This is a genomic window from Streptomyces longisporoflavus, assembly GCF_014649775.1.
GTDB lineage: Bacteria > Actinomycetota > Actinomycetes > Streptomycetales > Streptomycetaceae > Streptomyces > Streptomyces longisporoflavus.
On record NZ_BMTR01000015.1, the window covers coordinates 1 to 25,053 of the forward strand.

At 69.5% G+C, this 25,053-nt stretch carries 23 protein-coding genes and 1 riboswitch; of the genes, 16 read left to right on the forward strand and 7 right to left on the reverse strand.

Features of this window, described 5'->3' with window-relative positions:
* Nucleotides 1–222: 222 nt before the first annotated feature.
* The 10 genes from clsA to IE226_RS27895 all read left to right on the forward strand — a co-directional run bounded on the left by clsA (nucleotide 223) and on the right by IE226_RS27895 (nucleotide 10,352).
* Complete coding sequence (gene clsA, locus IE226_RS27850) at nucleotides 223–831, forward strand: cardiolipin synthase ClsA (protein WP_190084157.1); 609 nt, start codon at nucleotides 223–225, stop codon at nucleotides 829–831.
* Nucleotides 832–944: 113 nt separating this feature from the next.
* Nucleotides 945–3,440 (forward strand): mannose-1-phosphate guanyltransferase, encoded by a 2,496-nt coding sequence (locus IE226_RS27855; protein ID WP_190084158.1) that lies wholly within the window; start codon nucleotides 945–947, stop codon nucleotides 3,438–3,440.
* 88 nt (nucleotides 3,441–3,528) lie between these two features.
* On the forward strand, nucleotides 3,529–4,428 hold the full coding sequence (locus IE226_RS27860) for a DUF881 domain-containing protein (protein ID WP_190084159.1): 900 nt from the start codon (nucleotides 3,529–3,531) through the stop codon (nucleotides 4,426–4,428).
* Entirely contained in the window at nucleotides 4,425–4,757 is a 333-nt protein-coding gene (locus IE226_RS27865; protein WP_030794354.1) for a small basic family protein, read from the forward strand. Before IE226_RS27860 ends, IE226_RS27865 begins: the two co-directional genes overlap by 4 nt.
* Before the next feature lie 5 nt (nucleotides 4,758–4,762).
* Nucleotides 4,763–5,638, forward strand: coding sequence for a DUF881 domain-containing protein (locus tag IE226_RS27870; RefSeq protein WP_190084160.1), 876 nt, complete (start codon nucleotides 4,763–4,765; stop codon nucleotides 5,636–5,638).
* Between the two features lie 82 nt (nucleotides 5,639–5,720).
* Complete coding sequence (locus tag IE226_RS27875; RefSeq protein ID WP_190084364.1) at nucleotides 5,721–6,689, forward strand: FHA domain-containing protein; 969 nt, start codon at nucleotides 5,721–5,723, stop codon at nucleotides 6,687–6,689.
* 42 nt (nucleotides 6,690–6,731) lie between these two features.
* Nucleotides 6,732–7,475: a transcriptional regulator FtsR gene (gene ftsR, locus IE226_RS27880; protein WP_190084161.1), complete on the forward strand. Its 744-nt coding sequence runs from the start codon at nucleotides 6,732–6,734 to the stop codon at nucleotides 7,473–7,475.
* Nucleotides 7,476–7,528: 53 nt separating this feature from the next.
* Nucleotides 7,529–8,002, forward strand: a complete 474-nt coding sequence (locus tag IE226_RS27885) for a bifunctional nuclease family protein (protein ID WP_006123076.1) — start codon at nucleotides 7,529–7,531, stop codon at nucleotides 8,000–8,002.
* Nucleotides 8,003–8,174: 172 nt separating this feature from the next.
* The gene (locus IE226_RS27890) at nucleotides 8,175–8,810 is read left to right on the forward strand and encodes a MerR family transcriptional regulator (RefSeq protein ID WP_190084162.1); all 636 of its coding nucleotides are present in this window, start codon (nucleotides 8,175–8,177) and stop codon (nucleotides 8,808–8,810) included.
* An 84-nt stretch (nucleotides 8,811–8,894) separates the two neighbouring features.
* On the forward strand, nucleotides 8,895–10,352 hold the full coding sequence (locus tag IE226_RS27895) for a DNA polymerase IV (RefSeq protein ID WP_190084163.1): 1,458 nt from the start codon (nucleotides 8,895–8,897) through the stop codon (nucleotides 10,350–10,352).
* Nucleotides 10,353–10,883: 531 nt separating this feature from the next.
* On the opposite strand, the gene IE226_RS27900 is transcribed toward IE226_RS27895, so the two are convergent.
* A complete protein-coding gene (locus tag IE226_RS27900) occupies nucleotides 10,884–11,261 on the reverse strand; it encodes a PRC-barrel domain-containing protein (protein WP_190084164.1) in 378 nt (125 codons plus the stop codon).
* Between the two features lie 144 nt (nucleotides 11,262–11,405).
* A riboswitch (glycine riboswitch) is annotated at nucleotides 11,406–11,503 on the forward strand.
* A gap of 197 nt (nucleotides 11,504–11,700) precedes the next feature.
* On the opposite strand from IE226_RS27900, the gene gcvP reads away from it, so the two are divergent.
* A complete protein-coding gene (gene gcvP, locus IE226_RS27905; RefSeq protein WP_190084165.1) occupies nucleotides 11,701–14,586 on the forward strand; it encodes an aminomethyl-transferring glycine dehydrogenase in 2,886 nt (961 codons plus the stop codon).
* 100 nt (nucleotides 14,587–14,686) lie between these two features.
* On the opposite strand, the gene IE226_RS27910 is transcribed toward gcvP, so the two are convergent.
* Complete coding sequence (locus IE226_RS27910) at nucleotides 14,687–14,893, reverse strand: DUF5999 family protein (RefSeq protein ID WP_190084166.1); 207 nt, start codon at nucleotides 14,891–14,893, stop codon at nucleotides 14,687–14,689.
* Between the two features lie 306 nt (nucleotides 14,894–15,199).
* Complete coding sequence (locus tag IE226_RS27915; RefSeq protein WP_190084167.1) at nucleotides 15,200–15,784, reverse strand: hypothetical protein; 585 nt, start codon at nucleotides 15,782–15,784, stop codon at nucleotides 15,200–15,202.
* 493 nt (nucleotides 15,785–16,277) lie between these two features.
* Between IE226_RS27915 and IE226_RS27920 the strand changes: the two genes are divergently transcribed.
* Nucleotides 16,278–17,795, forward strand: a complete 1,518-nt coding sequence (locus tag IE226_RS27920; RefSeq protein WP_190084168.1) for a glutamate-cysteine ligase family protein — start codon at nucleotides 16,278–16,280, stop codon at nucleotides 17,793–17,795.
* Between the two features lie 29 nt (nucleotides 17,796–17,824).
* On the opposite strand, the gene IE226_RS27925 is transcribed toward IE226_RS27920, so the two are convergent.
* Nucleotides 17,825–19,594, reverse strand: a complete 1,770-nt coding sequence (locus tag IE226_RS27925; RefSeq protein WP_190084169.1) for a substrate-binding domain-containing protein — start codon at nucleotides 19,592–19,594, stop codon at nucleotides 17,825–17,827.
* A 166-nt stretch (nucleotides 19,595–19,760) separates the two neighbouring features.
* Between IE226_RS27925 and IE226_RS27930 the strand changes: the two genes are divergently transcribed.
* Nucleotides 19,761–20,561 (forward strand): CPBP family intramembrane glutamic endopeptidase, encoded by an 801-nt coding sequence (locus tag IE226_RS27930; RefSeq protein ID WP_190084170.1) that lies wholly within the window; start codon nucleotides 19,761–19,763, stop codon nucleotides 20,559–20,561.
* A 75-nt stretch (nucleotides 20,562–20,636) separates the two neighbouring features.
* Here IE226_RS27930 and IE226_RS27935 read toward each other — a convergent pair whose 3' ends face one another.
* Complete coding sequence (locus tag IE226_RS27935; RefSeq protein ID WP_190084171.1) at nucleotides 20,637–21,458, reverse strand: PhzF family phenazine biosynthesis protein; 822 nt, start codon at nucleotides 21,456–21,458, stop codon at nucleotides 20,637–20,639.
* 220 nt (nucleotides 21,459–21,678) lie between these two features.
* On the opposite strand from IE226_RS27935, the gene IE226_RS27940 reads away from it, so the two are divergent.
* A complete protein-coding gene (locus IE226_RS27940; RefSeq protein WP_190084172.1) occupies nucleotides 21,679–22,299 on the forward strand; it encodes a PadR family transcriptional regulator in 621 nt (206 codons plus the stop codon).
* Nucleotides 22,300–22,428: 129 nt separating this feature from the next.
* Here IE226_RS27940 and IE226_RS27945 read toward each other — a convergent pair whose 3' ends face one another.
* Nucleotides 22,429–22,857 carry a type II toxin-antitoxin system Rv0910 family toxin gene (locus IE226_RS27945; protein ID WP_190084173.1) on the reverse strand — a complete coding sequence of 143 codons (429 nt, stop codon included), beginning with the start codon at nucleotides 22,855–22,857 and terminating at the stop codon, nucleotides 22,429–22,431.
* 316 nt (nucleotides 22,858–23,173) lie between these two features.
* Between IE226_RS27945 and IE226_RS27950 the strand changes: the two genes are divergently transcribed.
* Complete coding sequence (locus IE226_RS27950; RefSeq protein ID WP_190084174.1) at nucleotides 23,174–24,064, forward strand: putative protein N(5)-glutamine methyltransferase; 891 nt, start codon at nucleotides 23,174–23,176, stop codon at nucleotides 24,062–24,064.
* Here the strand turns inward: IE226_RS27950 and IE226_RS27955 are convergent.
* Nucleotides 24,042–24,266 carry a hypothetical protein gene (locus tag IE226_RS27955; RefSeq protein ID WP_190084175.1) on the reverse strand — a complete coding sequence of 75 codons (225 nt, stop codon included), beginning with the start codon at nucleotides 24,264–24,266 and terminating at the stop codon, nucleotides 24,042–24,044. The two genes, IE226_RS27950 and IE226_RS27955, sit on opposite strands and share 23 nt — an antisense overlap.
* Before the next feature lie 197 nt (nucleotides 24,267–24,463).
* On the opposite strand from IE226_RS27955, the gene IE226_RS27960 reads away from it, so the two are divergent.
* Entirely contained in the window at nucleotides 24,464–25,033 is a 570-nt protein-coding gene (locus IE226_RS27960; RefSeq protein ID WP_229871581.1) for a Clp protease N-terminal domain-containing protein, read from the forward strand.
* Nucleotides 25,034–25,053 lie beyond the last annotated feature (20 nt).

Below are 25,053 nucleotides of genomic sequence, written 5' to 3' on the forward strand. Positions count from 1 at the left end.
AGCCTCACAGCGCCGATGGTACTGCAGGGGGGACCCTGTGGGAGAGTAGGACGCCGCCGAACTTTACTTATAGCCGTGGTCCCTGGACTTATTGTCCAGGGGCCACGGCTTTTTGTATTTCCGGGCCTTTCTGTCCCCTGACTACCCCTCTGCACCGCCGGCTGACAACTGAGGGTAAGGTCAGGGTGCATCATCGGCTCGTTTCCCACAGGAGGCCCCCGGGTGGAGGTCCAGGAGACTCGCGTCCAGACGGACCGGGTCCTCACCATCCCGAACATCCTCAGCATGGCGCGTCTCCTCGGCGTACCCCTCTTCCTGTGGCTGATCCTCAGGCCCGAGTTCGGCGGGCCCAAGAGCGATCACTGGGCGCTGTTGGTGCTGATGCTGAGCGGTATCAGCGACTATCTCGACGGCAAGCTGGCCCGCCGTTGGAACCAGATCAGCAATCTGGGGAGGCTGCTCGACCCGGCCGCGGACCGGCTCTATATCCTGTCGACCTTGGTCGGCCTTACGTGGCGGGAGATTCTTCCGCTCTGGCTGACCGCGGTGCTGCTCCTGCGGGAGCTGGTACTGCTGGTGATGGTCCTCATCCTCAGACGTCACGGCTATCCGCCGCCGCAGGTGAACTTCCTCGGCAAGGCCGCCACCTTCAACCTGATGTACGCCTTTCCACTACTGCTCCTCAGTGACGGAAGTGGCTGGATCAACAATCTCGCGGCTATTTTCGGATGGGCGTTCGCAGGATGGGGTACAAGTCTGTACTGGTGGGCAGGGATCCTCTACGTGGTTCAGGTCCGCCGACTTGTCCGTGCGGATGTCACGGCCGATTGAGCCTGCCGGTTCGGCAGCTGTGGAGGCTTGCAGCCCCGTAAGCCACATGTACGGGTCTAATCTGGCGGGCTGAGTCGGCCGGGACGTCGCCTATTGAGGAGGACGCTTCCGACATGAAGGCCGTCGTAATGGCCGGAGGCGAAGGCACGCGCCTTCGCCCTATGACCTCGAGCATGCCCAAGCCGCTCCTGCCTGTGGCCAATAGGCCCATCATGGAGCACGTGCTGCGGCTGCTCAAGAGGCATGGGCTCACCGAGACCGTAGTAACAGTCCAGTTCCTGGCTTCTTTGGTCAGGAATTACTTCGGCGATGGTGAAGAGCTCGGGATGGAGCTCACCTATGCCAATGAGGAGAAGCCACTCGGCACTGCCGGGAGTGTGAAGAACGCAGAGGAAGCATTGAAGGACGATGCGTTCCTCGTGATCTCCGGTGACGCTCTGACCGATTTCGACCTCACCGAGCTGATCAACTTCCACAAGGAGAAGGGCGCGCTTGTCACGGTCTGCCTGACGCGCGTCCCCAATCCGCTGGAGTTCGGCATCACCATCGTGGACGAGGAAGGAAAGGTCGAGCGCTTCCTGGAGAAGCCGACCTGGGGGCAGGTTTTCTCCGACACGGTGAATACGGGCATCTACGTCATGGAGCCCGAGGTCTTCGATTATGTCGACGCCGATGTGTCGGTGGACTGGTCCGGTGACGTCTTCCCTCAGCTCATGAAGGAAGGCAAGCCCATCTACGGGTACATCGCCGAGGGCTACTGGGAGGACGTCGGCACGCACGAGAGCTACGTCAAGGCTCAGGCCGACGTGCTGGAGCGCAAGGTCGACGTGGAGCTCGACGGCTTCGAGATCTCACCGGGCGTGTGGGTCGCGGAGGGCGCCGAGGTGCACCCCGACGCCACGCTGCGCGGGCCGCTCTACATCGGTGACTACGCGAAGGTCGAGGCGGACGCCGAGATTCGTGAGCACACGGTCGTGGGTTCGAACGTGGTGGTCAAGACCGGGGCGTTCCTGCACAAGGCCGTCGTGCACGACAACGTCTACATCGGCCAGCACAGCAATCTGCGGGGCTGTGTCATCGGCAGGAACACCGACATCATGCGGGCCTCCCGCATCGAGGACGGCGCCGTCATCGGCGATGAGTGCCTCGTCGGTGAGGAATCGATTATCCAGGGCAATGTCCGGGTCTATCCGTTCAAGACGATCGAGGCCGGCGCGTTCGTCAACACCTCCGTCATCTGGGAGTCGAGAGGCCAGGCGCATCTCTTCGGTGCGCGTGGGGTCTCCGGGATCCTGAACGTGGAGATCACGCCCGAACTCGCGGTGCGGCTGGCGGGGGCGTATGCCACGACCCTCAAGAAGGGCTCGACCGTCACCACGGCGCGTGACCATTCGCGAGGCGCCAGGGCCCTGAAGCGCGCGGTGATCTCGGCCCTGCAGGCCAGCGCCATCGACGTACGGGACCTGGAGAACGTACCGCTGCCCGTCGCGCGGCAGCAGACGGCTCGGGGCAGTGCCGGCGGGATCATGATCCGGACGACGGCGGGGTCGCCCGACTCCGTCGACATCATGTTCTTCGACGCGCGCGGGGCCGACCTGTCGCAGGGGAGTCAGCGCAAGCTGGACCGGGTTTACGCACGTCAGGAGTACCGGCGGGCGTTCCCCGGGGAGATCGGGGATCTGCACTTCCCGTCCAGTGTCTTCGACTCCTACACCGGATCACTGCTCCGCAATGTCGACACCACGGGTGTTGCCGAGTCGGATCTGAAGGTGGTCGTCGATGCCTCCAACGGCAGTGCGGGGCTTGTGCTGCCCAGCTTGCTCGGCCGGCTCGGCGTCGATGCGCTGACCATCAATCCGGGCCTGGACGAATCGCGCCCGACCGAGACCTACGAGGCACGCAGGTCGGGTCTCGTGCGGCTCGGCGAGATCGTGGCGTCGTCGCGTGCCGACTTCGGTGTGCGGTTCGACCCCGTGGGCGAGCGGCTCTCGCTCGTCGACGAGAAGGGGCGGATCATCGAGGACGACCGCGCGCTTCTCGTCATGCTCGACCTGGTCGCGGCGGAACGCCGCAGCGGGCGGGTCGCGCTGCCGGTGACGACGACGCGCATCGGCGAGCAGGTGGCGGCGTACCACGGGACGCAGGTCGACTGGACGACCACGTCGCCCGACGATCTGACGCGGGTGGGGCGCGACGAGTCGACCATCTTCGGCGGAGACGGCCGCGGCGGATTCATCATCCCCGAGTTCAGCAGCGTGTTCGACGGTACGGCCGCCTTCGTGCGGCTCATCGGTCTTGTGGCGAGGACGCAGCTCACGCTGAGCCAGATCGACGCGCGTATCCCGCGCGCGCATGTGCTCCGGCGGGATCTCGCGACGCCCTGGGCGGTCAAGGGGCTCGTCATGCGGACCGTCGTGGAGGCGGCGGGGGAGCGGTCCGTGGACACGACCGATGGTGTGCGGGTCGTGGAGGCCGACGGGCGCTGGGTCCTCGTACTGCCCGACCCGGCGGAGGCCGTCACCCATCTGTGGGCCGAGGGACCCGACGACGCGTCCGCCCAGGCGCTGCTCGACGAGTGGTCGGCCGTGGTGGACAGCGCCGGTCGCTGACCCCGGCGCGGGCCGGACGGCACCCTTGGGGGGTGCTGTCCGGCACGCCGGTGGGGCCATTCGGAGGTAACGCCCGCGACGTGCGACGATGTGCGGCATGCCGCAGCAGCCCCCCGTTCGGAGCACACCCTCACGCCCCCGGCGTCCGGACGCCTCCATGTCGCTGCTGACCACGGTCATGGACCACAGCCTGGACGAGGGTTACGCGGAGGCGGCGGCCCGCAAGAAGGCGAGGGGCGCCGGCGGCGTGCCGCGTCCGCTGCGGGCCAAGCTCGGACTCGCGCTCGGACTCGTGCTCGCCGCCCTCGTGGTGACCGTGGGCGCCGCGCAGGCGCGGATAGCCGCTCCGGTGGTCGCCAAGGAGCGCGCTGAGCTCATCGACCGGATCGAGTCGGCGACCTCGGACGCGGATGAGCTCGAGGGAGATGTCGAGACGCTCCGCGACGACGTGGGCGCACGGCAGCGCGAGGCGCTGAAGAAACACGGGGGCAGCCAGGGCGAGTTGGTGTCCCTGCTCTCCGGTGCCACCAAGGTCCACGGGCGCGGCGTGAAACTAGTGGTGGACGACGCCAAGGAAGCCGACCAGGGCGGGGGCGGGCCGCGGGAGAGCGCGGGTTTCTCCGACACCGGGCGGGTGCGGGACCGCGACATGCAACGGGTCGTCAACGGCTTGTGGCAGTCCGGCGCGGAAGCGATCGCCATCAATGATCAGCGGCTGACGGCCCTGTCGGCGATCAGGGCCGCGGGTGACGCGATACTGGTCGACAACAAGCCGCTCGTGCCGCCGTATACGGTGCTTGCCGTGGGTGACGGGCAGCGCTTGAGCACGCGTTTCCAGAACAGTCGCGACGGTCAGTATCTGCATGCTCTGCAGGAGAACTTCGGCGTCCGGACCAGCATTTCCGTCCAGGACGACGTCCGATTGCCGGCAGCGCCGAGTGTGACCGTACGTACAGCAGAGCCGAAGGCAGGAAAGGGCACATCGTGATCGCCGTACTGGGCCTCGTCGTGGGAGTCGTGGCCGGATTGTTGGTCCGGCCCGAGGTTCCGGCCGTGGTCGAGCCGTACCTTCCGATCGCCGTGGTGGCGGCACTCGACGCGGTGTTCGGAGGCCTGCGCGCGATGCTCGACGGCATCTTCGACGACAAGGTCTTCGTGGTGTCGTTCCTCTCGAACGTCGTCGTGGCCGCCCTGATCGTCTTCCTGGGCGACAAGTTGGGCGTCGGCGCCCAGCTGTCCACCGGCGTCGTGGTGGTCCTCGGCATCCGGATCTTCTCGAACGCGGCCGCCATCCGCCGACACATCTTCAGGGCGTGACGCGGATGGGTACGGAAGAGACGCCGGGGGGCGAGAACCGGAGCAGGGAGCTTCCCGCCGAAGTGCAGGGCCCGCCGCCCGCGGAGCCCGTGCGGCCCGCTGAGGACGCGGCGCCCGAGCAGGACGAGCAGCACCAGGACCCGGACGGGAAGGCCCCGCGCAGCGGCCGTCAGCGGCTGGCGGAGGGGCTGTGGCCGCCCCGCGTCACCCGTCCTCAACTCATCGTCGCCCTGCTGCTGTTCGTGCTGGGGCTCGGCCTTGCCATCCAGGTGCGCTCCAACAACGACAGCAGCGCGCTGCGCGGCGCACGTCAGGAAGATCTCGTACGCATCCTCGATGAACTGGATGACCGTACACAGCGTCTGGAAGGTGAGAAGCAGCGTCTGGAGGATCAGCGCACCGGGCTCGAGAACAGCTCGGACCAGGCCGAGGAGGCCCGCAAGCAGACCGTCGAGAAGGAACGGCAACTCGGCATTCTTGCGGGCACCGTGGCAGCGCAGGGTCCTGGTATCACGCTGACCATCGATGACAAGAAGGGATCGGTTGAGGCGGACATGCTGCTCGACGCCATTCAGGAGCTGCGCGCCGCGGGTGCCGAGGCCATCCAGATCAATGATGTACGCGTAGTGGCCAACACCTATCTTTCGGATACGGACAGTGGTGGTGTCCGGGTGGACGGCCGCAAGGTCGGCAAGCCCTACCGGTTCAAGGTGATCGGCAAGCCGCAGGACCTCGAGCCGGCACTGAACATCCCAGGTGGCGTGGTGCAGACTCTGGAGAAGGAGCAAGCCACCGTGACCGTGGCGCGAGCGGAGAAGATCGTGGTCGACGCCTTGCGAGCCGCGAAGCGGCCTGACTACGCTCGGTCGTCGTCCCAGTGAGGCGGGGGTGCATGGGGGCCGCCGGTCGCGGGCATGAGGTTGCGGGGGGTCGGCGCATCGTAAGCGTGATGCGTGGTGGAAACTGTTTGGTGGATACGGACGTTGTGAGGATGTCTGTGCTGCCGATGTACGGCGGTGTGTGCAATCAGGGTTCGTCCTGCCCCACGGGCGGGTCTGTTTCGGTCAAGGGGAATCGCCCGTGAAGTTGTTTGCGAAGTTGTTCGGCAAGAGTGCACGCGAGGACAGCGGCAACCCCGCCACTGCCCGGCACCGTGCCCCGCGCCATGGAGATGCCGAGGAGCAGGGCGGCGAGCGCCCGATGTTCCGTGACCAGGTCGGTGGGCCGGGCGGTGACATTTCGGGCGCGCAGGGCGCGTCGTCTGTTGACCCTGCCGGTCCGGGCCGCATAGGTTTCGGAGAACCGTCAACCTCAAGTACGGGTGGAGGGTTTACCCCCGGCCCGTACGCATCGAATGCCCCCGCGGGGCAGCCTCGGCAGGAGGATCCGTCCATGGCCCTGGTGTGTACGAGGTGCGGGAACCGCAACGCCGAGGCGAGCCGGTTCTGCTCCAACTGCGGCGCGCCGCTGCGGGCCGGGGCCGCGCCGGAGCGTCCGTCCGAGACGACATCGACGATCTCCATCTCCGGCCTTGAGGCCTACGACGCGGAGGCGACGGGGCAGACCGCCTCGCCCGCTCTCTCGCCGGAGGCTCAGGCCGCCGTCGACGCACTGCCGCTCGGCTCCGCGCTCCTCGTGGTGCGCCGGGGTCCGAACTCGGGCAGCCGCTTCCTCCTGGACGGCGAGCTGACCACGGCGGGGCGCCACCCGCAGAGCGACATCTTCCTGGACGACGTGACCGTCTCGCGCCGTCACGTGGAGTTCCGTCGCCTCGGTGACGGTTCCTTCACCGTCGCCGACGTGGGCAGCCTCAACGGCACGTACGTCAACCGGGAGCGCATCGACTCGGTCGCGCTGTCGAACGGCGACGAGGTGCAGATCGGCAAGTACCGGCTGGTCTTCTACGCGAGCCAGCGGGGCGTCGGTATCTGACCCTCCTCCGGACTCCGTCCGGGGGGACCCCCAGGAAGGGCCATGCCACAAACACCGAGGGGCGGTGCCGGGAACGGCACCGCCGCCGAGGACCGTCGGATGATGAGCATCGGCGCCGTGCTGAACGCACTGCGTGACGAGTTCCCCGAGGTCACGATCTCCAAGATCCGCTTCCTGGAGTCGGAAGGACTCATCGAGCCGGAGCGCACGCCGTCCGGCTACCGCAAGTTCAGCCCCGAGGACCTTGAGCGGCTCGGTCACGTCCTGCGGATGCAGCGGGACCACTATCTGCCCCTCAAGGTCATCCGGGAGCACCTGGACGCCATGGAGCGGGGAGAACGTCCCCCGCTGCCCTCCCAGGGGCAACCGCGCGAGCCCGGTGACGCGTGGGGCGCGAGTGACGCCGACGCGCCCACCGCCGCCCGGGTGGGCCGTGCCGAGCTGCTTGCCGCCGCGGAGATCGAGCCGGAGCAGCTCGCCGACTGGGAGACGTACGGCCTCATCGTGCCCTTGCCCGACGGCGGTTATGACGCGGAGGCCGTGACGGTCGCCGCGCTCGTCGTCGAACTCGGGCGGTTCGGTATCGAACCAAGACATCTGCGCACCATGAAGTCGGCGGCCGAACGCGAGGCCGGTCTGGTCGACCAGGTCGTCGCGCCGCTGCGCCGGCACCGTAACCCGCAGACCAGAGCCCATGCGGAAGCCCGTACGAAGGAACTCGCCGGGCTGACCGGAAAGCTGCATTCTGCACTGGTACAGACGGCTCTCGGAGTGCGGTTGCCCTGACTCGGGAGGTGCCCGACTACCCAAACCGGCCGGGCACGTCCTAGGGTTGCTGTGTGAACGAGCTCGACGTCGTAGGTGTCCGGGTGGAAATGCCCTCCAACCAACCGATCGTGCTCCTGCGTGAAGTGGGAGGCGATCGTTACCTCCCCATCTGGATCGGTCCAGGGGAGGCGACCGCGATCGCCTTCGCACAGCAGGGGATGGCGCCCGCGAGGCCGCTGACCCACGACCTGTTCAAGGACGTGCTGGAGGCGGTGGGTCAGGAACTCACCGAAGTGCGCATCACCGACCTGCGCGAAGGGGTCTTCTACGCGGAGCTGGTCTTCGCCAGCGGAGTCGAGGTGAGTGCCCGGCCGTCCGACGCCATAGCGCTTGCCCTGCGCACCGGAACGCCGATCTACGGCAGCGACGGTGTCCTGGACGACGCGGGCATCGCCATTCCGGACGAGCAGGAGGACGAGGTGGAGAAGTTCCGCGAGTTCCTCGACCAGATCTCGCCCGAGGACTTCGGTACCAACAGCCAGTAGTCCGCCGATTCCGCAGGGTCCCGGCGGGCCATTCGGCTAGCCTTTCCCGGCGATGCGGTACGGCAAACCACTCTTAGGGTGATTATCACTCGGCGTGCCGAGTGTGGCGATCGTTGACGAGCCCCTGGCGACTGCCTACCGTCGAGAAGGCAGGTCAAGGACGGAGGTCGGCGTGAGAAGCAGCGGCGACGGTACGGCGATGGGTGGGCCGTATCCGCTTCACAGCAGCACGGCCGGTCACTCTCCGCAGAGGCCGATGGCGGTTCAGGGCAGCGTTCAGGGGAGCGGGGACGCCACGTCCGGACAGTCCGAACAGGAGCAGATCGGTTACCGGGGGCCTACCGCGTGCGCGGCCGCCGGCATCACCTACCGACAGCTCGACTACTGGGCCCGTACGGGACTCGTGGAGCCCAGTGTGCGGTCCGCGGGCGGATCGGGGACCCAGCGGCTCTACAGCTTCCGGGACGTCGTGGTCCTGAAAATCGTGAAGAGGTTCCTGGACACCGGTGTGTCGCTGCAGAACATCCGGACCACCGTCCAGCACTTGCGCGACGGCGGATTCACGGACCTGGAGCGGATGACGCTCATGAGCGACGGCGCGACGGTCTACGAGTGCACGTCGCCCGACGAGGTCCACGATCTGCTCCAGGGCGGGCAGGGCGTCTTCGGGATCGCCGTGGGTGTCGTGTGGCGGGACGTGGAAGCCGCGCTCTCGCAGCTGCACGGCGAGCGGATCGACACCGGGGAGACCTTGCTGCGGCAGAACCCGGCCGACGAGCTCGCGAGGCGGCGCAACAGGGCCGTGTGAGGCGGTTGTGACTGCTGGGGCCGGACCGGGGCGCGGGGTGGTGTCCCGGTCGCGTTGTCAGTGGCGTAGGGCAGCATCAGAGGTGTGAGAACCGCGCCCACGATTCTGCATCTGGACATGGATGCCTTCTACGCGTCCGCCGAGCAGGCCGCGAAGCCGAGTCTGCGCGGGAAAGCCGTGGTCGTGGGCGGTCTGGGACCGCGGGGCGTGGTGGCGACGGCCTCGTACGAAGCGCGCAGGTTCGGGGTGCACTCGGCGATGCCCATGGGGCAGGCGCGGCGCCTCGCGCCCAATGCCGCCTATCTGGTGCCGCGCTTCGGGCTCTACCGCGAGATCAGCGAGCAGGTGATGACGCTGCTGCGGGCGCTGTCGCCGCTGGTGGAGCCGCTCAGCCTGGACGAGGCGTTCGTCGACCTGGAGGCGGGCGGCGTGGCCGACGACCAGGCGTCGGCGCTCGCCGTGGGCGAGCGGTTGCGGGCGGACATCAAGGCGGTGACCGGGCTCGCGGGGTCCGTAGGGCTCGCCGCGTCCAAGATGCTGGCGAAGATCGCCTCCGAGGAGGCCAAGCCGGACGGGCTGCGGTTGATAGTGCCGGGGACCGAGCGGGACCTGCTCGCGCCGATGTCGGTGCGGACGCTGCCCGGTGTCGGGCCTGCCACCGGGGACCATCTGCGGCGGGGCGGGATCACGACCGTGGGCGAGATCGCGGAGGCGGGCGAGGACGAGCTCGTACGGCTCCTCGGCAAGTCCCACGGGAGCGCGCTGTACGCGATGGCCCTCGCGCGGGACGAACGGCCCGTGGTGGCCGAGCGGGAGTCCAAGTCGGTCAGCGTCGAGGACACGTACGACGTGGACATCCACGACCGGGTGCGGGTCAGGGGAGAGGTGGCGCGGCTCGCGGAGCGGTGCGTGGAGCGGCTGCGGGCGGCGGGGCACTCGGGGCGGACCATCGTGCTGAAGGTGCGGCGGTTCGACTTCTCGACGCTGACGCGCTCCGAGACGCTGCGTGGGCCTACGGACGACCCCGGCGTGGTGCGGGAGGCCGCCGCGCGGCTCCTGGAGTCCGTGGACACCACCGGGGGCGTGCGGCTCCTCGGGGTGGGGGTCACGGGGCTCGCCGACTACACGCAGGAGGATCTCTTCGCGCAGGCCCAGGCGCAGGCCGAGGCCGAAGCCGCGGAGGCCCTGGAGGCGGAGCGGAACGCCGAGGGGGAGGCGCACGAGGAGGCGCAGGGGGAGATACGGGGGGAGCGGGACGGGGAGAGTCCGGTGGAGGACGTGGCCGAAACCGGCGATGCGCCGATCCCGCCGGCCGAGCGGCGATGGGCGGCCGGGCACGATGTGCGGCATGCCGATTACGGGCACGGGTGGGTCCAGGGCAGTGGCCTGGGGCGGGTGACGGTTCGCTTCGAGACGCCGGAGTCGCGGGTGCCGGGGCGGGTGCGGACATTCCGGACCGACGATCCGGCGCTCGAGCCCGCTGAGCCGTTGCCGCTGATGGCCGCGCCGGGGGAGGGGGCTGGGCAGGGGCCTCTGGTGTAGCCGGTGCTCGACGGGTGGGCTCGGGGGCGCGTTGGGCGGACTCAGGGGCTTGTGGCCGGGGTGGTGCTGGGTGGCCGGGCTCAAGGGTTCGTGGCCGGGTCGGGCCGGGCGGGTGCTGGTGTCGGGGCCAGGGGCTTGTGGCCGGGCGGGTGCTCGGAGGCCGGACTCGGGGGCTTGCGGCCGGGCCGGGGCTGGCTCTCCGGGCTCACGGGCTTGTGGCCGTGCGCATGCTGGGTGGCCGGGCTCAGGGCTCGTGGCGCGGTGGCCGGGCTCAGGGCTCGTGGCGCGGTGGCTGGGCTCAGGGCTCGTGGCGCGGTGGCTGGGCTCAGGGGTTCGTGGCCGGGCCGGGCGGGCGCTGGGTGTCCGGGCTCACGGGCTTGTGGCCGTGCGGGCGCTGGGTGGCCGGGCCAGGGGTTTGTGGCCGTGCGGGCGCTGGGTGGCCGGGCTCAGGGCTCGTGGCTCGGTGGCTGGGCTCGGGGGCTCCTGGTCGGGCTGGTGCTCGGTGGATGGCCTCAGGGCTCGTGGCCGGGGTCAGGCGTTCTCCTGGCCTGCGATCTTGCCGAAGTCCTGGTCCGGCGGGGGTGGCTGCGGGGGTGCGATGTCCAGGCCGTAATGGTGGTAGAGCTGCAGCTCCTGTTCGGGGGAGAGGTGGCGGCCCACACCGAAATCGGGGGCGTCCTTGATCAGGGCGCGCTCGAAGGGGATGCGCAGAGTGCCGTCGCCGGTGAGCTCGCTGGGTTCCAGGGGCACGAACGCGTCCCGGCTGAACAGCCCCGTACGTATGGCAGCCCATTCCGGGGTGCCCGTGGCATCGTCGAGATAGACCTCGTCGATCGTGCCGATCTTGGCCCCGTTCAGGTCGAACGCCTTCCGGCCGATCAGGTTGCGCGGATCGATATCGGTCTGCACGGTCCCTCCAACTGGTCGGGGCTTGTCGAAGTGGGGCGTAACTCATCCTTGTTCGTTCGTAATCACTACGAAAGAGCACTTCGGGGCAGGCGGCCACTCGAGGGATGGCCCGCGGTCCTCGCTGGTAGGCTGGCGGATGGCTGCTGACCCCGTGCGGGAGAGCTCTCCGGTTGAGACACCGGGGGCGCCGAAGGAGCAACTCCTCCCCGGAATCTCTCAGGCCCATGTACCGCACGGACGAGGTCACTCTGGAAAGCAGGGCGGGCGTCGGGCGGGCACGTTCGGAACCCCTCCTCACCGACGGTGAAAGCCGGGACGAGGCCCCTCGCGGGGCACGGCCCGGTGAAACTCTCAGGTTGAGATGACAGAGGGGGAGGCCGTCGGGGTACCCGTGCCGTGGTGCCCCTCGCAGGTCGCGTCAGACCAGGAGGCCTCCGCAATGACCGCCACCCCTCGCATCCCGCTTTCAGAGCTCGAGCAGGGCATTCCCTTCGAGCAGCGGCACATCGGACCCGACGCGGAAGCACGGGCCAAGATGCTCGCGCAGGTCGGATACGGCTCGCTCGACGAGCTGACCGCCGCCGCAGTGCCGGATGTGATCAAGAACGCCGAGGCGCTGAAGCTGCCCGGGGCGCGCACCGAGGCCGAGGTCCTGGCCGAACTGCGCGGCCTCGCGGACCGTAACCAGGTTCTTGATTCCATGATCGGGCTCGGCTACTACGGGACCTTCACGCCGCCGGTGATCCTGCGGAACGTCATGGAGAACCCGGCGTGGTACACCGCTTACACGCCGTACCAGCCCGAGATCTCCCAGGGACGCCTGGAGGCGCTGCTCAACTTCCAGACCGTCGTCGCCGAGCTGACCGGCCTTCCCACCTCCGGTGCCTCGCTGCTCGACGAGGGGACGGCCGCCGCCGAGGCCATGGCCCTCTCACGGCGCATGGGCAAGGTCAAGGACGGTGTCTTCCTCGTCGACGCCGACGCGTTGCCGCAGACCATCGCCGTCATCCAGACCCGTGCCGAGCCGACCGGTGTCGAGGTCGTCGTGGCCGATCTGAGCGAGGGCATCCCGGCGGACGTCGCCGAGCGCGGTGTCGTCGGCGTACTGATCCAGTACCCCGGCGCCTCCGGTGCCGTACGCGACATCAAGCCCCTCATCGAGCAGGCGCACGAGCTCGGCGCCATAGTCTCCGTGGCCGCCGACCTGCTCGCCCTGACGCTGCTCACCTCGCCCGGCGAGCTCGGCGCCGACATCGCCGTCGGCACCACGCAGCGCTTCGGCGTCCCGATGGGCTTCGGCGGCCCGCACGCCGGTTACATGGCGGTGCGCGAGAAGTTCGCCCGCAGCCTGCCGGGGCGCCTCGTGGGTGTCTCCGTCGACGCCGACGGCAACAAGGCCTACCGGCTCGCGCTGCAGACCCGTGAGCAGCACATCCGCCGCGAGAAGGCCACCAGCAACATCTGCACCGCTCAGGTGCTGCTCGCCGTGATGGCCGGAATGTACGCGGTGTACCACGGGCCCGAGGGTCTCAAGTCCATCGCACGCCGTACCCACCGCTACGCCACCGTGCTCGCCGCGGGTCTCGCCGCCGGCGGGGTCGAGGTCGTGCACGGCGCGTACTTCGACACCCTGACCGTGCGGGTGCCGGGCCGGGCCGAGCAGCTCGTCTCCGCGGCCCGCGAGGGTGGCGTCAACATCCACCTGGTCGACGCCGACCATGTCTCCCTGGCCTGCGACGAGACCACCACGCGCAACCAACTGACCGCGATCTGGACCGCGTTCGGCGTCGAGGCCGACGTCGAGGCGCTCGACGCGGAGACCGAGGACACGCTCCCGGCCGCTCTGCTGCGCCAGGACGAGTACCTCACGCACCCCGTCTTCCACCAGTACCGCTCCGAGACGGCCATGCTGCGTTACCTGCGCAAGCTGTCCGACCGGGACTACGCGCTCGACCGCGGCATGATCCCGCTGGGCTCCTGCACCATGAAGCTCAACGCGACCACGGAGATGGAGCCGGTCACCTGGCCCGAGTTCGGGCAGCTGCACCCCTTCGCGCCCGCCCAGCAGGCGCAGGGCTATCTGACGCTCATCCGTGAGCTGGAGGAGCGGCTCGCCGAGGTCACCGGGTACGACAAGGTCTCCCTGCAGCCCAACGCCGGTTCGCAGGGCGAACTCGCCGGACTGCTCGCCGTACGCGGCTACCACCGCGCCAACGGCGACGACCAGCGCACCGTCTGCCTCATCCCGTCCTCCGCGCACGGCACCAACGCCGCGAGCGCCGTGATGGCCGGCATGAAGGTCGTCGTCGTGAAGACCAGTGACGACGGCGAGATCGACATAGAGGACCTGCGCGCCAAGATCGAGAAGCACCGCGACGAGCTGTCGGTGCTCATGATCACCTACCCGTCCACGCACGGTGTGTTCGAGGAGCACGTCGCCGACATCTGCGCCCGGGTGCACGAGGCGGGCGGCCAGGTCTACGTCGACGGGGCGAACCTCAACGCCCTGGTGGGCCTCGCCCAGCCCGGCAAGTTCGGCGGCGACGTCTCGCACCTGAACCTGCACAAGACCTTCTGCATCCCGCACGGCGGCGGTGGCCCCGGCGTCGGCCCGGTCGGCGTGCGCGAGCACCTCGCGCCGTACCTGCCCAACCACCCGCTGCAGCCCGCCGCGGGACCCGAGACGGGCGTCGGGCCGATCTCCGCCGCTCCGTGGGGCTCGGCCGGCATCCTGCCGATCTCCTGGGCGTACGTACGCCTCATGGGCGGCGAGGGCCTCAAGCGCGCCACGCAGGTCGCCGTGCTCTCCGCGAACTACATCGCCAAGCGCCTGGAGCCGCACTACCCGGTGCTCTACACCGGTCCCGGCGGGCTCGTCGCGCACGAGTGCATCATCGACCTGCGTCCGCTGAGCAAGGCGACCGGCGTCAGCGTCGACGACATCGCCAAGCGCCTCATCGACTACGGCTTCCACGCGCCGACCATGTCGTTCCCGGTCGCCGGGACGCTGATGATCGAGCCGACCGAGAGCGAGGACCTGGTCGAGATCGACCGGTTCTGCGAGGCGATGATCAGCATCCGTGCGGAGATCGAGAAGGTCGGCGGCGAGTGGACCGCCGAGGACAACCCGCTGCGGAACGCGCCGCACACCGCCGCCACGCTCAGCGGTGAGTGGGAGCACGCCTACAGCCGCGAGGAGGCGGTCTTCCCGGCCGGGGTCGTCGCGGCGGACAAGTACTGGCCGCCGGTGCGCCGCATCGACCAGGCGTACGGCGACCGGAATCTGGTCTGCTCCTGCCCGCCGCTGGATGCGTACGAGGACTGATGTCGCGTCCCGCACATGCGTGGGGGCCGGTCCGGAGGTTGTCTCTCCGGGTCGGCCCCTTTGTCGTCCGTGCTGTTGTCCGTGCCGTGTCGCTGCGGCGTCAAGCGGCGGTCATGATCGTGTCCGTGCCCAGCGGTCGGTGCGGGGCGATGATCTGTCCGTCCGGCAGCAGCTCACCGGTGTCCTCGAAGAGGAGGACGCCGTTGCACAGCAGGCTCCAGCCCTGCTCAGGGTGGCTCGCCATGAGAAGCGCGGCCTCCCGGTCTGCGGAGTCGGCTGTCGGGCACGGTGGTTGGTGCTGGCACATGGAAGGGTTCTTTCGCTGCGGTGTGATGGCTGTGCTGTCTGCCTTGCGGCTCGATGCGGCGTTCATGGCCGCCCCCCGTTCAGTCGGTCCGGTCCCAGTGTTGCCCTACGGGAGTCAATCCGCAGGGATTTGGCGGCAGCGCTCCTTACTGCTTAATGACGTATCACCCGCCCGGACGGTTCAGCCCAACTGCACTGTCTATTCGGGTGGTTCGGGGTGGTCATACCGGGCTAGTCCGTACGGGTGCCGGACGCGCCGAGCCCCGCGGCCGGGAACGGCGGCGGGGCACGGAAACGTACGGCGAGGTCAGGCGGGCGAGCCGAGCAGCGGTGCGGGGCTCATGCGGTGGGTGAGGACCTTGAGAAGTTCCGCGGCGCGGTGCGGGCGGTGCGCCGCGATGCCGGGAGGCGCGGGCGCCAGGGGCACGAGGATGTCGGAGGCGTCGAGATGGCCGCCCGCCGCGTCCGCCGTGCAGTCGCCGTGCAGCCACAGTGTCAGCATGTAGAGCTCGGGTACGGACAACAACCGTGGTTGATAGGGCAGCTGCATCGCCTCGGCCTGGCGCAGGGCGCGTTCGGTGGCCGCGATGTACGGGCCCTCGAAGAAGTGGGAGAAGGTCCAGCCGTCGGGTGTCAGCATCGTGTCCGCCGCGGCGACGGCGCGCTCGCCGCAGCGGATCAGGAAACGCCACCCCGCGAGCCGGGTGGGCGAGGTGCCGGAGGGGGTGATCCGGTCCAGGACATGTACGGGCAAGGGAAGTTCGGGGCTTGCGGGTCCCTGTGCGGCGCGCAGGGACGGGGTTCGGGCTTCGCGTACGGCGGTGGGTGAACCGAGTGCCGCGAGGACGCTGCGCAGGGCGGGCGCGGGAGCCGGGGGGACTTGCAGCGGCATGATGGGTCGCCTCTCTCATTCGACAGGCACGGTGGAACGAGGACAGGTGCGGACGTCGCTGTCTGCTCCGGGGGCAGAGGGGGCGGGCAGGGGACCGCGGGCGCCAACTCTCTGCCTCGTTCGCGGAGTTTATACGACACGTGTTCAGGCGGTGTTTCAGCTAACCGCACCCGATATTACCGACAAGGCGATATCCGGTCGCCATTTTGCGGGCTTTACCCCGATTCCGGATGAGCCCGGGCCTTTGACCTCGGCGCCCTTCGCCGGAGCGGTCGGCCGATTCTCATCGGCGTTTTTCACCAGGGTTCGGCACGCCGATTCCGGCGGCGAACCTCATGCCTGGTGAATGTGCCGCCCGTACATGGCATCGAGCCTACTGGGCCCGCGGCATGTGCGGGGCGTTATCGATCACTTTGCAGGGCATCATTGGTCGAGACACAGCGGCCGGATCATTGGCTGCCCATCAGAGCCCAGCAGAGGAGGGGACGCTTCGATGGGGGAGAAGGTCGTAGCAGGCACGTTTGACCTGGCCGAGCGGCACCGGTACCGGAGCAAGCTCAAGGAGTGTCTCGCGGGGTTGCGGAGGCTGTTGGACGAGGAGCGGTTCGACAGGCCCAAGAACCTCATGGGCGTGGAGATCGAGCTGAATCTCGCGGGACCCGACGGCATGCCGAGAATGCTGAATGCTGAAGTTCTCGAACGCATCGCGAGCCGTGACTTCCAGACGGAACTCGGAATGTTTAATCTTGAAGTCAATATCGCCCCGCACCGATTGGGCGGACGTGTTCTCGACCGTCTCGCCGAGGAGCTGCGCACCGGCCTCGCCTATGCCCACCGTAAAGCGAACGAGGTGAACGCCGGCATCGTGATGATCGGAATTCTGCCGACCCTCGCGCACCATGACCTGGTCTCGGGAAATCTCTCCGACGTCGACCGTTACGCCCTGCTCAACGATCAGATCGTGGCGGCCCGCGGCGAGGAGTTCGTCCTCGACATCCAGGGCGTGGAGCGACTGAACTGCACCTCCGCGTCGATCGCGCCCGAAGCGGCGTGCACGTCCGTGCAGTTGCACCTTCAGGTCACGCCGGGCAGATTCGCCGACGTGTGGAACGCGGCGCAGGCGGTCGCCGCGGCGCAGATCGCCGTCGGCGCCAACGCGCCCTTCCTGTTCGGACGCGAGCTGTGGCGCGAGTCGCGTCCTCCGCTGTTCCTGCAGTCCACCGACACCCGCCCGCCCGAGCTCCAGGCGCAGGGCGTGCGGCCGCGGACGTGGTTCGGGGAGCGCTGGATCAGCGACGCGTACGAGCTTTTCGAGGAGAATCTGCGTTACTTCCCCGCACTGCTGCCCCTCCTGGACGACGAGGACCCGCTTGAGGTGCTCGACGACGGCCGCGTGCCGCAGCTCGGCGAACTCGTCCTGCACAACGGCACCGTCTACCGCTGGAACCGGCCCGTGTACGGCATCGCGGGCGGTGTCCCGCATCTGCGCGTCGAGAACCGCGTGCTGCCCGCGGGCCCCACCGTCACCGATGTCATCGCCAACGCCGCCTTCTACTACGGCGTCGTACGCGCCCTTGCCGAGGAGCCCCGGCCCGTGTGGTCGCGGCTGCCCTTCGAGGCCGCGGCCCGCAACTTCGACACCGCGTGCCGCGACGGCATCGAGGCCCGTCTGCAGTGGCCCCGGCGCGGCCGCTACGGCGGGATCACCGAGGTGCCCGCGGTCGCTCTCGTGCGCGACGAGCTGTTGCCGCTCGCCGCCGCGGGGCTCGACGCGTGGGGCGTCGAGCCCGCCGACCGTGACTTCTACCTCGGCGTCATCGAGGAGCGGTGCAGGCGGCGGGTGAACGGGGCGTCCTGGCAGGCGGCGACGTACCACCAGGCCCTGGAGACCGGGCTCGAACGCGAGGCCGCGCTCGCCGCGACCACCCGGCGCTACGCCGAGCTGATGCACGCGGGGGACCCCGTGCACACCTGGCCGGTGGGACTGCCCGAGCCCGCCGTCCTCAGCTAGGACGTCATGCACCGGGAGTGGAGGCGGGCTCAGCCGTGGCTGCCCGCCTCCATGATGGCCTTGAGGATGACCGCGTGGATCTGCGCCGGGTCGTCGACCTGGTGACCTGATCCGCCGGTCGCCTCCGCGATCTGCACCACCTCTTCCTTGTCCGCGTCCGGACCGACCGCGATGGCGATGAGCGGCACCGGGCGCTTGGGGTCGGAGAGGTTCTCCAGCCGTGAGATGAGGTCGCCGCGGGAGATGGAGCCGGGGTCCTGGTTGACGCCGTCCGTGAGCACCACGAGCGCGTTGAACTTGCCGCCCGCGTAGGTGGACGTGGCTTCCTTGTAGGCCGCGAGCGTGGTGTCGTACAGGCCGGTCGCCCCGCCCGGGATGGGCGCCAAGTTGCCGAAGGCCTCCGAGACCCTGTCCCGCTGGGTGCCCTCGCCCTTGCGGTCGCCGAGCCGCTCGGTCGGGACGAGTTCGCGGTAGTCGCGCTTGCCGTCCAGGAGGGTGGCGAACTCCCAGAGGCCGATCTCGTCCTCGTCGGTGAACCCCGCGAGCGCCCGCAGCAGCGAGGACTTGGTGACCTCCATCCGGGACTGGTTCTGGCCCGGCACGAACGCGCCCATGGAGTCCGAGACGTCGACGACCGTGCTGAGCCGGGCGCTCTGGACGGTGATCGTCCACATGCCGAGCGTCTCCTGGAGTTCCTTCTCGCCGGGAGGCTCGCTCGCCTCGGCCGTGTACGGCTGGGGAGTCCGGCCGCCGGCGGCCGTGACGAGCTTCGCCGGCGGGGCCTCGGCGCCGGTCCTGAAGCCGTGCTCCGCCAGGATCGCGCGCCCCTCGTCGTCGCCGAAGAGCGTCATGAACCGCAGGGCGGCCCGGCTCTGGTCCGTGGACAGTTCGTCCTCCCGGACCAGCGTGTACGGGTAGTCGAGACGGGGTGAGCCGTCCTTCGGGTAGAACATGTCGAGGCTGTTCCCCTCGCCCGCCGACGCGTTGTGCTTGTACGCGGCCTGTTCGGAGAGGATCAGCGCCTGGTTGCGCCGCGGGTTGCTCTTCTCGGAGCCGGACGCGTCGCGGGCCACGGTGTCCACGAGCCGGCTGTCGCTGTCGGACGTGCGCGAGGACAGCGCCTTGGCCATCCCCGCGGCCCGCGTGTCACCGCCCTTGCCGCCCGACTTCCCCGCGGCGCTCAGCTTGGCGAGCGCGAGCAGGCCGGTCGCGCTGCGCGCGGGGTCGGCGGCACCGAGCCGCAGCTTGTCGCTCTTCATCGCGGCGCCGGCCAACTCGAGCCAGTCGTACGTCTTCTCGGGCCAGCCCAGGGACTCGGCGGCGGAAGGCACCATGGCCATGCCAATCGGAGAGGAGGCTATGTTCCCCGCGGGAGCGACCTTGTTCTGCTTGCTGCCCGGGCCGACGCGCTGCAGCCACAGTTCGCTGTCCGGCACCCACACGTCGTAACCCGGATCGCCCTGGCCCGTGCGCAGTTCGCCGGCGACCTTGTACGAGTCACGGGCGGTGACCCGGACGTCGATGCACGACCCGTCGGAGGTGACCTCCTTCACGCGTGCGTCGTCGGCGGCCGCACGCAGGGCGGGGGCGATGTCCGGGGCGGCGACCACGTCGAGTTCCACCGCCTCGTCGCGGCACGAATCACCGAAGGACAGCAGGTCGCTGCGGACGGCCGCCGCGGTGCCCGCCGCGACCGTCAGGACGAGTGCCGTCGCGACGGCGACGGTGCGGCCGCGGCTGCGCGGCCGTGGGCCGGATGCGTCAGCCCCGGCCTCATCGGGCAAGCTGTGACGTCCCATGGCGGTGGTGCCCCTCCTTGAGTGATGAAGCAAGGAAAGAGGGGGTGGCATGACCGCAGTCGGCGTCCGTCCCCCTCGGCCTGTCGCGCACGATCTTCGTAACTTCTTTCGAGACCCTAGTGGGACGGGGATGGGGATGAGGCGGGATTACTCAACTGGAGGCGGAGTGCAAGCGGAGTCCGGGCCGTTGGCCGGTTCTTTTCGGGGTGAGGGGCCATCGCGACGGATCCTGCGGGACGAGACGCTGCTCGTCCTGGCCCTTTCACTGGGCGCGAGCGGTGTGTCCGCCCTGATCAGCTTTGTCGGATCGGTCACCAGGCCGGGCGGTCTGAAGGACCAGGCGGCGACCATGAACGCGTCCGCCGCTCCGGGACGGCCATGGCTTGATCTCGCGTGGCAACTCTTCGGGATCACGACCGCCCTGGTGCCGGTGGCGCTGGTCGCGCACTTCCTGATCAGGGAGGGCGCCGGACTGCGCACGATCGGCTTCGACCGGAGCCGGCCGTGGCCGGATCTGGGACGCGGGGCGGCGATCGCCGCGGTGATCGGCAGTACCGGCATCGCGTTCTATCTGGCGGCGCGCGGGCTCGGGTTCAACCTGACGGTGGTGCCGGAGGACCTGCCGGACGTGTGGTGGAAGTACCCGGTGCTCGTGCTCTCAGCGGTGCAGAACGCGGTGCTCGAGGAAGTGATCGTCGTCGGCTATCTGCTGCGCAGGTTCGGGCAGTTGGGGTGGACGCCGATGGCCGCGCTTGTCGGGAGTTCGGTGCTGCGCGGCTCATACCACCTCTACCAGGGCATCGGCGGGTTCATCGGGAACATGGCGATGGGTGTGGTCTTCGTGCTCCTGTACCGGCGGTGGGGGCGCGTCGGGCCGCTGGTGGTGGCGCACTCGCTCCTCGACATCGGGGCGTTCGTCGGGTACGCGCTGCTCGCGGGCAAGGTGGGGTGGCTGCCCACGCCTTAGCCGGCGGGTATACGGGCGGTTCTGTGGGGACGTACGACCGGGGTGCACGACCGGGCGTACGTCCCCACAGTGCCGTCAGGCGTACAGGTCGCCCTCGATGACCGTGACCGCGCGGCCGGTCAGGAGGGTGCGGTCGCCGCGCAGTTCCGTGCGGACCAGGCCGCTGCGGGGCGAGGCCTGAAGCCCGGTGAGCTGTGCGCGGCCAAGCCGCTGGGACCAGAAGGGGGCCAGGGCCGTGTGGGCGCTGCCGGTCACAGGGTCCTCGTCGATGCCGACGCGCGGGAAGAAGCAGCGCGAGACGAAGTCGTAGCCACCGGCGGGGTCTTCGGCGGGCGCGGTGGCGATGATGCCGCGCTTGGAGTGGTGAGCGAGGGCCTTGTGGTCCGGGGCGAGCGCGCGCACCGTCTTCTCGTCCGCGAGCTCGACGAGGAGGTCGCCGAGGTTCGCCCCCGTGTCGTATGCCGCGAGCGGCTCGGCGCCGAGGGCTTCGGCGGCGCCGTCGGGGACGTCGGCCGGAGTGAGCGGGGCGGTCGGGAAGTCCATGGCGAGGGTGCCGTCGGGGTGCGCGGTCGTGGTCAGTACGCCGCTGCGGGTGGCGAACCGTACGGGGCCTTCGGCGGCGCCGGTGGCCTGGAGCACGTGAGCGGTGGCGAGCGTGGCGTGGCCGCAGAGGTCGACCTCGGTGGCGGGCGTGAACCACCGCAGGGCCCAGTCGGCGTCGCCGCCCGCGGGAAGGCGGTGGGCGAAGGCGGTCTCGGCATGGTTGACCTCCGTGGCGACGTTCTGGAGCCAGGCGTCGTCGGGGAAGGCGTCGAGGAGGAGGACGCCCGCGGGGTTGCCCGCGAAGGGGCGGTCGGTGAAGGCGTCGACGATGCGGATGCGATGGGAAGTCGGCATACGAGCGACGCTAGCGGGCCAATGCCGGGGCGGAACAAGGCCAATCGCGGGCGTGTGGACCGATCGAGGCGCCGGCGCCCCTCTGACCTGCGGCTCTGTCCGACTCCTTGGCGGGGGTTGTCAGCCGAACAGTTCCGATATATCGTTGACGCATCGCGACAGATCAACGATGGCGCGATAGATCACCTATAGAAGAAAGATCGCAGAAGGAGTGATTGCCATGCGTTCCCACGGTTACGAACATGAGCACGGACGTGGAAAGTGCGGCCCCGGCCACGAAGGCAGGGGCGGCTTCGAAGGGCGGCGCGCAGCGTTCGGCCCCTTCGGTCCCGGCTTCGGCGGTCCCGGCGGGCCCGGTGGCCCCTGGGGCGGACGCGGCGGCCGAGGCGGTCCGCGGGGCAGGGCGCGGCGCGGCGACGTACGCGCGTCGATCCTGGCCCTCCTGAAGGACCGGCCGATGCACGGCTACGAGATGATCCAGGAGATCGCCGAGCGCAGCGGCGGGGCGTGGAAGCCCAGCCCCGGTTCGGTCTACCCGACCCTCCAGCTCCTGGAGGACGAGGGCCTGATCAGCAGCGCGAGCGAGGGCGGCAAGAAGCTCTTCTCGCTCACCGAGGCCGGCGTCACCGCGGCCGACGAAGGTCCCGACGCGCCTTGGGAAGAGGCCGGGCGCGGGGTCGACTGGGAGACGCTGAACGAGATCCGCCAGGCCGGTTTCGGTCTGATGGAGGCGTTCGGCCAGGTCTGGAAGACCGGCAGCAAGGACCAGCGCGAGAAGGCTCTCACGGTCATCAACGACGCCCGCAAGAAGCTGTACCTGATCCTCGCCGATGAGGACTGAGGCGGCGGGGGTCGCTGACCTCCGACGCCATTGAGGCGCCCCGCACTTACGTGTGGGGCGCCTATTTGTGTGCGGGGAGCGGGGAGCGAGGGGTGGGGGCAGGGCGGGAAGGGCGGGGGAGGTTCGGGCTCAGGCCACCAGGCCCGCCAGCTTCCGCAGTGACTCGTCCAGCGCGGCCGTCGCCGAGTCCTTCAGCTTGCCCGCCATCAGGGAGACCGCCGCGCCCGTGAACTCCCCGTCTATGCGTACGTTCGTCGCGTCCCCCTCGGGCGTGAGCGAGTAGCGGGTGCCGACCGTGACGCCCATCGGGCCCTTGCCCTTGATGGCCAGCGTGCGCTCGCTCTCCAACTCCTCGATCGTCCAGTTGACCTCGGCGGGGAAGCCCATCAGCTTCATGTTCTCCGCGAACGTGCCGCCCGTCTCCAGCGTGGTGGGTGCGCCCTTCGGGAAGCTCGTGTGCGTGGCGTTCCATTCGCCGTACGTGGAGAAGTCGGTGAGCTGGGCCCAGACCTTCTCGGCGGGTGCCTCGATCCGTGCTTCCGCGCTGACTTCGGCCATGCGACGACCCCTTTCCGTTGAGCGCTGCGGCGGGGCGCAGCTGCGGTGTCGCGGAACGTAGCCGCAGGGCCCGGAACATTCAATACTGATGAACCGTCAGGTGCGGCGGGGTGCGCTCCGGCGGTGCCGCTCGAACCCAGGTCGGGTACTGTTGCCCTCCCTCGCGACGGACGCGAGAGGACGGATCAGGGAGGTGGGACCCATTACCGCAGTAGCAGGCAGGGTGCTCCCCTTTCACGACCGCGCGGTCCGCCGGGCATAGGTGGCCGAGGCGATCGAGGGAGCCCCATCGGCATCCCGAGAGGTTCCTTTTCCCATGTCGGTTTCATCGCAGTCATCTGCTTCGCAGTCGCCTTCCGCGCAGTCACCCTCGTCCCCCTCGTCCCCCTCGTCACCCTCTTCGTCTTCTTCCGCCGTCGTCACCGAGTTGCGCGCCGCAGGCTGTGTCTTCGCCGAGGACGAGGCCCGGCTGCTCCTCGACGCCGCGCGTGACCACGCGGAACTCGCCGCCATGGTGGGGCGGCGCGTCGCGGGGCAGCCGCTCGAACACGTTCTGGGCTGGGCCGAGTTCCGGGGTCTGCGGATCGCCGTGGACGCCGGGGTATTCGTGCCGCGAAGGCGCACCGAGTTCCTCGTGGAGCAGGCCGCCGTTCTCGCCCGGCCCGGTGCGGTCGTCGTCGACCTGTGCTGCGGCTCCGGCGCGCTGGGTGCCGCGCTCGGCGCCGCAGTCGACCGCATCGAGCTGTACGCCGCCGACATAGACCCCGCCGCGGTGCGGTGCGCCCGGCGCAATGTCGCAGGCGTCGGAGGCCGGGTGTACGAGGGGGACCTCTACGGGCCGTTTCCCGGCGTGCTCCGGGGGCGGGTCGACGTACTCCTCGCGAACGTCCCCTACGTACCCACCGAAGAGGTCGGACTCCTGCCGGCGGAGGCCCGTATCCACGAGGCGCGTGTGGCGCTCGACGGCGGCGCGGACGGTCTGGACGTCCTGCGGCGGGTGACCGCCGACGCGGCGCGGTGGCTGGCTCCCGGCGGGCGGCTGCTGTTCGAGACGAGTGAGCGGCAGGTGCCGTACGCCCTCGAAGCGGTCGCCGACGGCGGTCTCGTGCCGCGGTCGGTGAGCGACGAGGAGAGGTACGCGACGGTCGTCATCGGGACGCGGTCCGTCACGGGGACGCGGTCCGTCATCGGGACGCGGTCCGTGTAGCCGGGGGGCCGGTGCCGCCGACCCTGCGTATCAGCGCGGCGTCGAACAGGTCGCACGCCCTGGGGAACGGGCCTTCGTCATGGCAGTGCCAGGCCTCCCAGAACAGGTCGGCGGGCAGTGCGTCATCGGGTGCGTACACCCGATACACGTACTGCCTGCCGTCGATCGCCGGCAGCGCGACCATCCAGCACCCGCACTCCATGCTCGGTGGACGAGCGGTCCCCGCGCCGTGGTTGCGGTCAGGGCGTGAATCAAGGCGGCGCGCGCCCCTCGGGGAAGAACTGTCGGATCTCATCCGTAAGGAGGAGAAGCCACACATGCGTGCCCAACCTGTGTCGGACGCGAAGATGCTTCCCGCCGCCGATGACACCGCTTTTGGGGGCTGATGGGGTGGGAGATGTGCAAAGCCGTACCCCGCAGGGCGCCGAGCCCGGCCCGACCCGAGCAGAGACCGCGTCACGACTCAGCGCCGCGCTGGCGTCCGTGGAGACAGGCGCGCGCCGGCGTGCGATGCGGGACGGGGACCGGCAGATAGACACCGCCCATCTGCTGCACTCCCTCCTGGAGACCGACCCCGACGTACGGGCGGCCCTCGACGACGGGGCGCAAGTGGTGCGGCTCCTCGGCTATCTCGTCCAGCGCAGCATCGGCTACGGCCTGCAGTGGCAGGGGACGGTCGAGGACTCCGGAGCGATGCCGCTGTTGCACGCTGCCGGCGCCGGCAGCGGGTCCGGGTCCGGCGGCAAGGAGACGGGCTGGTCACCGTCCGCGGCCGCGGCCATGGAGGCGGCCGCCGAGCGGGCTGCCCGGCGCGGCGAACCGCACGCCCTCGGCGTCGACCTTCTGGCCGCTCTCGCCGCCGATCCCGACTGCCGCGCGGTCGAGGTCCTGAGGCGGGCCGGTGCGGACGCGCGAGTGATCCTCCGGCGCCTTGAGGACGATCCGTACGCCGGAACGTCCGCCGATTGAGACAGGGTCTACCGGGGATG